This is a genomic window from Lentibacillus kimchii (assembly GCF_042666895.1).
Classification (GTDB): Bacteria; Bacillota; Bacilli; order Bacillales; family Amphibacillaceae; genus Lentibacillus; species Lentibacillus kimchii.
In genome coordinates this window covers 1-10,927 of record NZ_JBHTGR010000037.1, presented here as the reverse complement: position 1 = coordinate 10,927, position 10,927 = coordinate 1, and the positions used below count along the sequence as shown (strand labels likewise).

Below are 10,927 nucleotides of genomic sequence, written 5' to 3'. Positions count from 1 at the left end.
TTAAAGCAGCAGCAGGCTGCTTAGAGGAATTTTAAAAAAATACACATTAGAAATTCTGCAGGTCTTTGCGTTTTTAATAAGAGCAATTATGAAATTGATTCAAGAGTTATTTAAATGATTTTTTTGAAGACGATGAATTGTTAGTTGCATTAGTATATGGTTCACAAAGTCACAAGAGATTAACAAATAGCAATTCAGATCTAGATATGATGTTTGTCGTTAAAGATGGATTTAAGAGGTCTAAAAAGAATAAACTTATCAGGGAATACTGCAAAATGAGTGAGTTTTTGGGCTTGCCGTTAGATACTGAGGTTCCATATGAAAATAAGTTGATTGTAACTACAAGTGAGGTTGCATCAGCTTTAAAAGGTAGACAATTTTGGGATAACAAATCAGTTTCCATTCCAAGCATAGAGCATACTGAGGAATTTTTGAACTCAGTAAATGTAAAGTATAGGTTAATTCTATCTGCTTTTACGACAGTTCCTTATTTAATTGAAGGAGATATTAAACTAATAAAATCTATCGAAGAATTAGCGTTCTTAAGATTAATTAAATTATTTGAAGCTATTACAGATAAACATGCTTTCTTAATCGAAGAACTAGTGAATTTTTTAGTGACAGATGGAGATGTAAGTGGAAAAGATTATTTGGGATATAAAAGTAACGATATAAATATAGAGGCTTATAGAGCTTTTATTAATGGTCAATTGACAAATTTACATGAATCTGTAGAACTAACTAGTGGTCACTTTAAAATCGAGTCATTAAACAAATTATTCGATGAAAAATACCAAGAGTTTTTGTCGTTGGGAGGAAAAGAACAATATGTATAATATCATTCAAGAATTTAGAGACATAGCGAAAAAAAAACCAAAGCAAACTGCTTTGATAGATGATTCAAATAGTTACAGTTATGAGCAGGTTGAAAAATACACAAATTATTTGGCAGACCATTTTCAAAATGAATTAGGTATTAAAAGGGAGCAGGTTGTACCATTATTTATGAAGCCTAGTAATACATTAATCCTTACTATTCTAGCTCTATATAAGGCTGGTGCTGCTTACCTTCCGATTTCGATTAAATTTCCTCAAGATAGAATTAATTTTCTTATTGAGGATTCTAAGTCGGATATTGTTTTAACTAACACAAATATTGATTGTCAATTAAGCAAAATTAATTATATAAATGTAAACTCTATAACAATTCAAAGAAAAGAGAGTTTTACAATAGTAGACTCTAACTTGGCGTATATAATCTATACTTCGGGTAGTACAGGTAATCCAAAAGGAGTCTGTGTTTCCCAAGACAATTTGTCTCATATTTTAAGAAATATGCAAAAGTATTATCCAGTAAATACGAAAGACCGTTACCTACTAACTACGCCATACACATTTGATGTGTCCGTAGCTGAAATTTTTGGTTGGATAAAGGGACAAGGATCTTTAGTTATTTCATCATTTGAGTCTACAAGTGATTTTAAAAAGATTGTTCCTTATATCGGTGAATATGGAGTAACACATATGGCAGTATCCCCCTCTATATTAGAAGTTATTTTGAATACTTCCACTAATAAAGAATTAGACATAATGAATGATAATTTAAAATATCTGATGGTAGCCGGAGAGGAGTTCAAAGTAAGTTTAGTATCAAAAGTGTTGGATATGTTACCCAATGTTGAGACATTTAACTTGTATGGACCTACAGAAAATACTATTTATACAACTCACTATAAAATCAGTAATAAAAACGAGGATATTAACTCTGTACCCATCGGGAAAGAGTTGGATGATGTTAAGGTTCATTTACTAAGGGATGATTTCAGTAAATGTGATTTCGGTGAAATAGGTGAACTGTATATTTCAGGAGAAGGTGTGGCCCAAGGTTATGCAGGCAAGGAGGATTTAACAAAAGCTAATTTTATAGAGTATAAGAATGATGAAAGGTATTATAAAACTGGTGACTTAGGCTATAGAGATTACGATGGAAACATTTATTTTAAGGGTAGAATAGATAATCAAGTGCAAATTAATGGGATTAGAATAGAGCTAGGAGAGATTGAAAGCTTAATAGAGAAAAATATTAGAGAAATTAAATTCAGTAAGGTGATTTATGAAAATAAAAAATTATATTGTTTTTATATTCCCCATTTTCATGAAACGCTTAAAAAGACATACCTTAAGGAGAAATTGCAAAATATAATGCCATCTTACATGGTACCGAACATCTTGCAAGAAGTAGAAGAATTTCCTTTTAATGTTAATGGCAAAATTGATATTCAAAAGCTATTACAATCTACTAGAGGTAATGGTGAAAATGAGAATGACAAGAACGAAGTGTTATCTGAAAATGAAGAGAAAATACGAACAATCTTTAGCAATATTTTAAATTCATCAAATATAAGTAAATTTGAGAATTTCTTTGACTTAGGTGGAGATTCATTAGATAATATTCAAGCGATTATCTCTATAGAAGAGGAGTTTTCATGTGTTTTGGATGATGACTTTATGTACAATTACCCAACGGTCAAAGAGATAGGCAGTTACTTTGGGGACAGTAATAAAAATATAGGTAAAGCTGAATTTACCAATGGACTCATTGAAGACACAATATCTGATATCGAACGAACTATTGAAGTAAATAATTCCTTGATAAATACATCAAAACAAACTGATAAGCATGGGACTTACTATTATCAGAAAGCTTATATTCACCATAAATTCGACAGTAATATAGAAGTAGAGATGAAAGTGAAAAAGTCTAGAGAAATTGGAGAGATTGTAGAAGCTATAAGGAAAATTATTAGTAATAATTTATTGTTGAGATGTACTCTGGACTTTGAAGGCGAAGGACTTTACTTTAAAGAATTTTGCGATTTAGACCAGGTAAGAATACCAGTATACGATATAAACGAGACAGATTCGTTGAAAGAAATTAAAGACACTATACATGAAAACTTATCTAACAACCATCTTAATTCTATCTTACATCAGCCTGTTATTATTTTTAATGGTAAAGAATTCAATGTAGTGTGGGTCTTATCACACAATATTGCAGATTTCTCTAATGTGCATGTTTTGAAAAGTCAATTTCATAAGATATTGAGAAATGAAGATTATAAAGATAATAATGGAAATTATTTTGACTTCATCGAATATATTTCTGAAAATAATGAAAGACCAAAGGAAGTTCTTGACTATGATATTACTAAACAAATTGATCGGGCCAATAAAATTGATGATTGGAAAGAAAAAGTCAATAGTGGGCTGACAGTATTGAGGTATGCCAACAATACTCAAAAATCCTCTAATGAAACTATAAATGAAATTAATTATTATACTAGCAAACTATTGCTTGAACAACTTGGCGAGAATGAGTTATCATTTAGAAGTATATTCAATATAAGATCGTTTGAGAAGTTTGATTTTAACAGTGAACTAGGTGACTTCCATTCTTCAATAACGTTCCCTGCTTTCAAAGCTGAAAATTATACAGATTATTTACAGAGAATAAACAATATTCTTGATTTATACAAAACAGGGTTTAATCCTATGTACACTGCTTACAAAGATTATCCATTTATGAATGATTATCAAAGTAAACTTAGTGAGATCTATGATAAGAATCCTATCTTGCAAACAAATTACTTAGGGAATATTAAAGGAAATGAGCTTTATGAAACAATTAAATCCTTAAACAAAACTCTGGAACAACTTGAAAAATTCCCTATTAATAGAATATATGTAACAGCTTTCACAACTCAAGGTTTTGTGTACTTAGTGTTTCTAACAAATCCCAACTTTGGTGAAAAAATTCTAACAGATAATGGTATTGAAGTCCTCTCGCTGGAAAAAGATTTTTCTTTTTCAAACTGATTATTTGTTTTAATCATTCAGAAAACTTCTATTGCATGATATAATCACGCGGTATAATAAATAAATAAAAGCAATGAAGAGGAAAGTAAATTGATGTTATTTTTCTACAGAGAACTTCTATATGCTGAGAAGAAGTGAAAAATCGTTAATTGAATATGACCTCAGAGCTGCATAGTCGATATTCATTTTTTGAATTAGACTTTGACGAGATTAGTCACTTGTTACAAATGACGAAGTATAAATGAAATTGTACCATGTACTTCTAGAGGCTAATAGTGTGAATTATTAGTGAATTAAGGTGGTAACACGAGATCTCTCGTCCTTTTGACAAAATGAACTTATGTCTGAGGTTGAGAGGTCTTTTTTTATAAGGAGGATTATAAAGATGAATGTTTTTATAGGTGGAGCTTGGCCATACGCTAACGGTTCCTTGCACTTAGGGCATATCTCGAGTCTTTTACCGGGGGACATACTGGCTAGGTATTTTCGTTCAAAAGGGGAAGAGGTATTATTTGTATCTGGTAGTGATTGTAATGGAACACCAATTGCTATACAAGCTAAAAAAGAAGGACTTTCTACGCAAGAACTTTCAGATAAATATCATCGTGAGTTCAAGAGAAGTTTTGAAAACTTAGGATTTTCGTATGATATGTACAGTAGGACTGATGGAGAAGAGCACCATGAGGTAGTGAAAGAAGTATTCCTGAGATTGTTAGAAGAAGAACAGCTTTACTTGAAAGAAGTTGAACAATGCTATTGTGATTTTTGTGAGCAATTCTTGCCTGATAGGTTTGTAGAAGGTGAATGTCCGTATTGTAACCACGACGCAAGGGGAGATCAATGTGACAATTGCTCAAAAATATTAGATCCTTCTGATTTATTTAATCAGAGGTGTAAAGTGTGTCATGGAAGTCCAGTTTCTAAAAAGACTGAACACTTCTACCTTAAATTAAGTACTTTTCAGAAGGAACTCGAACAATTTGTCAAATCAGCAAAAGATCAAAATAGATGGAGAGATAATGCTATCCAATTAACTGAAAGATATTTGGAGGAAGGATTGCATGATCGAGCTGTTTCTAGAGATTTACCCAACGGTGTTAGTGTGCCTGTAAATGGCTATGAAAATAAAAAGATTTATGTTTGGATAGAGGCTGTCTCTGGTTATTATTCTGCCAGTAAAGAATGGGCTAAACTTAACAATAAAGATATTAATCAATTCTGGAATGAAGATACTGTATCGTATTATGTACACGGGAAAGATAACATACCTTTCCACACGATTATATGGCCCTCCATATTGTCCGGTATAAATAATAAATCTCTTCCTGACTATATCATATCCAATGAATACTTAACTCTTGAACAAAGAAAACTCTCAACTAGTAAAAATTGGGCTGTTTGGGCAGAAGATTTATTAAGCAAGTATCATCCAGATTCTATTCGGTATTTCTTAACAGTGAATGCGCCTGAAAGTAGAGATGCTAATTTTTCTTTTAGAGAATTTATATACAGCCACAATAGTGAACTACTCGGGGCATACGGAAATTTTGTAAATAGAGCCTTAAAATTTATTAATAAATCATATGAGGGAATTACACCTAAAGGAGAACTTGATGTTGAGATTCGAAAAATGGTTCAATCACTTTACGAGAGAATAGGGCATCTCATTTCTGATGGTAAGTTTAAAAAAGCTCTTGAAGAGATATTTGATTTTATTCGGTACGCAAACAAATATTTTGATGAAGAACAGCCTTGGATTCAAATAAAGGAGGACATTCCCTCGTGTAATGATACGATGGCTTCTTGTGTCTACATTATTGCTAATCTTTCTAAGCTTCTCAGCCCTTTCCTTCCATTTTCAAGTAAGAAAGTCCAAGAAATGCTAAATTTAAACAGCTCAGGTTGGGAAGAGTTGCTAGTATCAGGTATAGTCTTAAATGATGTAAAGCCTTTATTTGAAAGAATTGATAATAATAGAATTGAAGAAGAATTAACTGATTTGTATGATGGTATGCTAAAATAATTTAGTAAGATAGTGTTGTTTTTTCAGTGTTTATCGTGATATGCATACCGGATAATTCATGTAATAGTACTATCATACCGACACTTGAAACTGAAAGATTGTTAATACGTCCTTATAATCTAAATGATGCAGGAAGTGTAGAGGAGTTAGCTGCTGACAAAGAAGTGGCAGAAACTACTGTGGCAATACCACCCCCTCTATCCAAATGGACTTGCAGATACATGGATAAGTAAGCACCAAAAAAGGCTAAAGATATAGGTAACTATACGTTCGCTGTGATCTGAAAATCAACTGATGAACTTACGGGAGCTTTAACCTTCAGAGTAGACAGTGAAGGAAATAAAGCGGGAATAGGATATTGGTTTGGAGTGAAATATTGGGGGAGCAGTTATTGCACAGAAGCAGCCAATAGCTTTTTGGATTTTGGATTTAAAGTGTTAAATATAAATAAGTTTAAAGTGGACCCCATTGTCAAGACAATATTATTAAAAATTTAAGGTGGGTCATTCTTGTTCCTTGTCCATCTTATTCAGCCTAACCTTCCATGGGAAAGACAATACTCAAAGATGGAAAGGAAGAATGACCTATTCATAGTACATCGTAGCTGGTGTTTCATAGGATAAGGATTGATGTGGGCGTTCATGGTTGTAAAAGTTGATATACTCTCGAATGTTAAAGCGGGCTTCTCTCGGTGTCTCATAGGCTTTGAGATAGACTTCCTCATACTTGAGGTTACGCCAAAAACGCTCAGTGATGATGTTATCTAAAGCTCGGCCTTTTCCATCCATACTTATTTGAACCGTTTGATCTTTCAGCCTCTGGATGTATTGGGAACTTGTAAAATGACTGCCCTGATCGCTGTTGAAAATAACCGGCTTTGCTTGTGAAAATGCTTGATCCACGGCTTGTAACACAAAGTCCATTTCAAGTGTTTGATCCAGCGCCCAACTAATGATAAAGCGTGAATACCAATCGATGATGGCGGTTAAATACATCCAACTTTTCTGTAATCGAATATACGTTATATCGATTCCCCATACCTGATTGGGGTGCCTTACCTTCACTCCTTTCAGTAAATAAGGATAGATTCGATGTTGTAGATTTCGCTTGCTTAGGTTAGGTCCGGGATAGATGGCTTGAATGCCCATCTCACGCATATGACGTTGAACGCGTTTTCGGTTAATATTCACTCCTTCCAGTTGAAGATGGGCCGTTATCCTACGAGAACCATAGAAGGGGAACCTCGTATATATTTCATCAATTCGGTGTTTCACAGCTACATCTTCAGGCGATGGTAATACCGGCTGATCGTACAGACTGGTTCGATTCAAGCTTAATAATTCGGCTTGTTTGGTAATGGACAGGTTCGAATCCTGCCATTCCATCATCTCTATGCGCGTTTGTCTAGTCGTAGTAGATGCCAGATTTTTTTTTGATCCACGACAATTCCGTGGTTAATCGGCCTACTTCTGCATATAGATTTTCCATCTTTTCTTCGTAGGCAGCTTTTTCTTTTTCATGATTTTTGTTCTGTTTCTGAAACATCTGTGGCATTTGATCTAGAAACTGTTTTCGCCACTGGCGCAATTGATTGACATGGACCCCCTGTTCAGAAGAAATTTCATTCAATGTTTTCTCTTCTTTTAAGATTTCCAAGACAACTTGTGCTTTAAAATCTGATGAATATCGTTTTCGTTTCATAAACCTACCTTAACACAACCTTTCTTACTGTCTGAAATCTTGGGTCCATTATAGTTATTGGTAACCCAACACCAGAGGATATTTTATCAGATGATAAAGATGTAGATATATTTTTAATGGATGGTACGGTCTATACAAATGCAGAGGATATCGAATGGGTAAATGAAGAAGAGCTCAATACGGGCGAAAAAGTCGGCGAAATTAAAAATCAAACCGACGATAATGGAGGATTTGATAACTTTACTGCTTCAAAATTACCTGCTGGAACCGAAATATATAAATCTGAGGAAAAGAATGGTCCAATTTACATTGTAAAATTAAATGGTAAAGAAATTCCATATATAGGTTTACTAGAAGGCTAACTAAACTACCGCAAACGGGCGCCATTCCGGAACAAAACCTGCTGCGCCTTCTATTGGTTTAAAGGACCATTTAATTAAATAGATCTTATTAAAAATTATTCGCATATATTGAGGGGTGTTAGATTGACAGATGTAACTGATACAAAGGAATTTGAAAATATTTTAAATAAAGTTGATAACCTTGCCTGCAAAAATGCTAGATCATTGTTAAAAATTATTTATGGCTTTGTTAACACTGCAATGACCGGGAACGGTGGAGATAATGTGAAGTTGGAAACTTTAGATAAGATATCAAAAATTTATAAAGACGTTCCAGACATGAAAAGCCTAATGGACGGAGACAATTCTGGGAAGTTCAATTAATCTGCGCCTATTTGAAATAAATAATGGTTATTCTTTAATCGGGCGCAGTTGGGGAATAAAGACCAGCTCCCAAATGCCATTGTAGTGCACGTTTATGTAACACGATAAGGTAGAAGGGAACAAGTGCCTGTCAGTTAGAGCATCGTTATTTGGTTCGTGTATAATACGGTTCATGAGCATACTGCTTAATAAAGTTATGGGCAGTCTGCTAGAATATATTCGAGAATGATAAAGGGAGGAAGTGCTATATGAGTCGACACATTGCAGTCCTTGTAACAGACATGGTAGAAGAAATTGAATTAACTGATCCTGTGAAAGCTTACAAAGAAGCTGGGCATACGGTAGATATTATCAGTAATGAAGCAAAAAAAACCATCAATGGCAAAAATGGGGACGAAATACAAGCAGATAGAGGTATAGATGAAGTAAATGCAAACGATTATGATGCATTACTCGTACCTGGCGGGTTTTCTCCTGACTTACTACGTATTAATCCGAAGAATAGTGAGTTTGCGAAAACATTTTTCCAAGATAATAAACCCATATTTTCAATTTGCCATGGTCCACAGTTTCTCGTTAATACAGACCAACTAAAAGGTAGAGAGCTAACAAGCTTTGTTTCCGTAAGAAAAGACTTGGAAAATGCAGGAGCAACTGTAAAAGATGAAGAAGTAATCGTAGATGGAAACCTTGTAACAAGCAGAACACCTGATGATCTTCCTGCATTCAATCGCGAATCTCTAAAGCTTTTAGAAAAATAATTCGTCGATCGTATAGGGGGGGCTGTTAATCATGCAGCCTCTCTTTATTTTTTATTTGATAATAGATAAAGCGCTCATGCCCATCTGCCATGATCTTCCTCAAACGGGCGCCATTCTTGAATAAGGATTAGCGTGAGCATCATATATAAGGGTCATTTTATTGAATAAAATAATCCATATACGATGAAAATAAAAAGAGATTCAGATGAGGGGGGAATTCTTCTTATGAATATTTGTACGGTTAAATAAAAGTTCACTGAATAAACTGGATAAGTAAAAAGGTAAATATCGAGGAATGGTAAAATTATATGAACAAAGACCCGAGAATAAACCATGCAACCGAATTAAAATAAACAATCGCAAAACTGTTAATGAGATATGTGTATTTGGTTAGAAATTAAAGTCTATTTAATAGAAGGTTGGAAAAATCAATAGTATAATAAAATCATAGGAATTAATATTGATTATTCCTTCAATATAGTATTCTTATAACTATTTTCTACTAATTAAGCAGGAGGTAATATCCAATGAAAGCTGCAGTCTGGTATGGAAAAAAAGACTTACGGGTAGAGGAAATAGAACTAAAACAAACGAAAGATACCGATGTTAAAGTAAGGGTAGCTTGGGCAGGTATTTGTGGCAGTGATTTACATGAGTATGAAGAGGGACCGGTGTTTGTACCAAATGAAAAAGAGGATCCGTTAACTGGAGAAATCGCTCCGCTAACCATGGGGCATGAATTTGCGGGTGTTATTGAAGAAGTAGGTCCAAAGGTGACAAAATATAAAGTTGGCGATAGAGTAGTAATTAATCCAACAATCACTTATGGAAATAAGTCGGAAGACCTTGATCCTTATTATGGTTTCAGCTTTATCGGCCTTCACGGTGACGGTGGTTTTACTAAATATGCAAATGTACCAGAAGATAACGTTTATCTACTTCCAGAATCTTTAACACTACAGGATGGAGCTTTAGTAGAACCAACTGCGGTTGCCGTACAAGCTGTAAAAGAAGGGAAACTGCAGTTTGGTGATACGGTAGCTGTATTTGGTGCAGGTCCAATTGGTTTAGTGACAATTATTGCAGCTAAAGCTGCTGGTGCCAGCAAGATTATTGCTTTAGATTTGTCGGAAACTAGAATTGAAAAAGCAAAAGAATTAGGAGCAACCCATGTCGTTAACTCTAGCGAACAAGATGCTGTTACAGCAATCAAGGAAATTGTTCCAGATGGAGTAGATGTTTCCTTTGAAGTTGCCGGAGTAGCACCAACATTTAAACAAGCAATTGATGCAACAAGGGCACGTGGAACAATGGTTATTGTTTCTATATTTGCTAGGGAGATTGAATGGAATCCAATACAGCTTACAAATACAGGTGTAAAAGTTACATCAACAATCGCATATACACCTACTACATTCCAACAAACTGTAGATTTAATGGGAACAGGACAATTAAAACCACAGGGAATTATTACAGACCAAATTCAATTGGATGATATTGTTGAAAATGGATTCGAAGCATTGACAAACGATAAATCACAAGCAAAAATATTAGTGGAATTAAGTGGTGAGAAATAAAATGTATTATTTAACCCTGAGTAGCAGCTGTTACTTGGGGTTTTGTTATGACTGTCAGCTAGGTCCAGGTAGATAAATTAGCGAAGTGATATTGAACTCTTCTTTAAGAAGAATATTGACGATATTCTGCAATACCAGCTAATAGTAGAAGTGGATAATTCCATTAACGGGCGCGCGCGACAAGTTCCGCTATAAACGCTTTGAGGCGTGAACATGCGGGGAATTTTATTAAATTCTAACGTTACAACGAAGGATGGGAATGAT

Annotated in this window: 8 protein-coding genes, 1 pseudogene and 1 other annotated feature; of the genes and pseudogenes, 8 read left to right on the top strand and 1 reads right to left on the bottom strand. The window is 34.2% G+C overall.

Annotation, left to right across the window (positions count from 1 at the left end):
* Positions 1–206: 206 nt before the first annotated feature.
* The 4 genes and pseudogenes from ACFQU8_RS09830 to ACFQU8_RS09815 form a co-directional block, all read left to right on the top strand.
* A complete protein-coding gene (locus ACFQU8_RS09830; RefSeq protein ID WP_382359306.1) occupies positions 207–836 on the top strand; it encodes a hypothetical protein in 630 nt (209 codons plus the stop codon).
* Positions 829–3,876, top strand: coding sequence for a non-ribosomal peptide synthetase (locus ACFQU8_RS09825; RefSeq protein WP_382359303.1), 3,048 nt, complete (start codon positions 829–831; stop codon positions 3,874–3,876). Before ACFQU8_RS09830 ends, ACFQU8_RS09825 begins: the two co-directional genes overlap by 8 nt.
* Before the next feature lie 64 nt (positions 3,877–3,940).
* Positions 3,941–4,203 (top strand) — a binding site (T-box leader).
* A 58-nt stretch (positions 4,204–4,261) separates the two neighbouring features.
* Positions 4,262–5,899: a methionine--tRNA ligase gene (gene metG, locus ACFQU8_RS09820; protein WP_382359300.1), complete on the top strand. Its 1,638-nt coding sequence runs from the start codon at positions 4,262–4,264 to the stop codon at positions 5,897–5,899.
* Positions 5,900–6,213: 314 nt separating this feature from the next.
* Positions 6,214–6,396: pseudogene (locus ACFQU8_RS09815) on the top strand (GNAT family N-acetyltransferase); the annotation flags it as partial.
* An 87-nt stretch (positions 6,397–6,483) separates the two neighbouring features.
* On the opposite strand, the gene ACFQU8_RS09810 reads toward ACFQU8_RS09815, so the two are convergent.
* Positions 6,484–7,600, bottom strand: a protein-coding gene (locus ACFQU8_RS09810) for an IS3 family transposase (protein WP_382359297.1) whose coding sequence is annotated in 2 segments (ribosomal slippage) — positions 6,484–7,333 and positions 7,332–7,600 — 1,119 coding nt in all. Because the reading frame shifts where the segments join, the coding sequence is not laid out codon by codon here.
* 116 nt (positions 7,601–7,716) lie between these two features.
* Between ACFQU8_RS09810 and ACFQU8_RS09805 the strand changes: the two genes are divergently transcribed.
* The 4 genes from ACFQU8_RS09805 to ACFQU8_RS09790 all read left to right on the top strand — a co-directional run bounded on the left by ACFQU8_RS09805 (position 7,717) and on the right by ACFQU8_RS09790 (position 10,663).
* Complete coding sequence (locus ACFQU8_RS09805; protein ID WP_382359294.1) at positions 7,717–7,962, top strand: hypothetical protein; 246 nt, start codon at positions 7,717–7,719, stop codon at positions 7,960–7,962.
* A gap of 123 nt (positions 7,963–8,085) precedes the next feature.
* A complete protein-coding gene (locus ACFQU8_RS09800; RefSeq protein WP_138600526.1) occupies positions 8,086–8,325 on the top strand; it encodes a hypothetical protein in 240 nt (79 codons plus the stop codon).
* Between the two features lie 248 nt (positions 8,326–8,573).
* Entirely contained in the window at positions 8,574–9,086 is a 513-nt protein-coding gene (locus tag ACFQU8_RS09795; protein ID WP_010530576.1) for a type 1 glutamine amidotransferase domain-containing protein, read from the top strand.
* Between the two features lie 527 nt (positions 9,087–9,613).
* Positions 9,614–10,663 carry a 2,3-butanediol dehydrogenase gene (locus tag ACFQU8_RS09790; protein WP_382359290.1) on the top strand — a complete coding sequence of 350 codons (1,050 nt, stop codon included), beginning with the start codon at positions 9,614–9,616 and terminating at the stop codon, positions 10,661–10,663.
* Positions 10,664–10,927 lie beyond the last annotated feature (264 nt).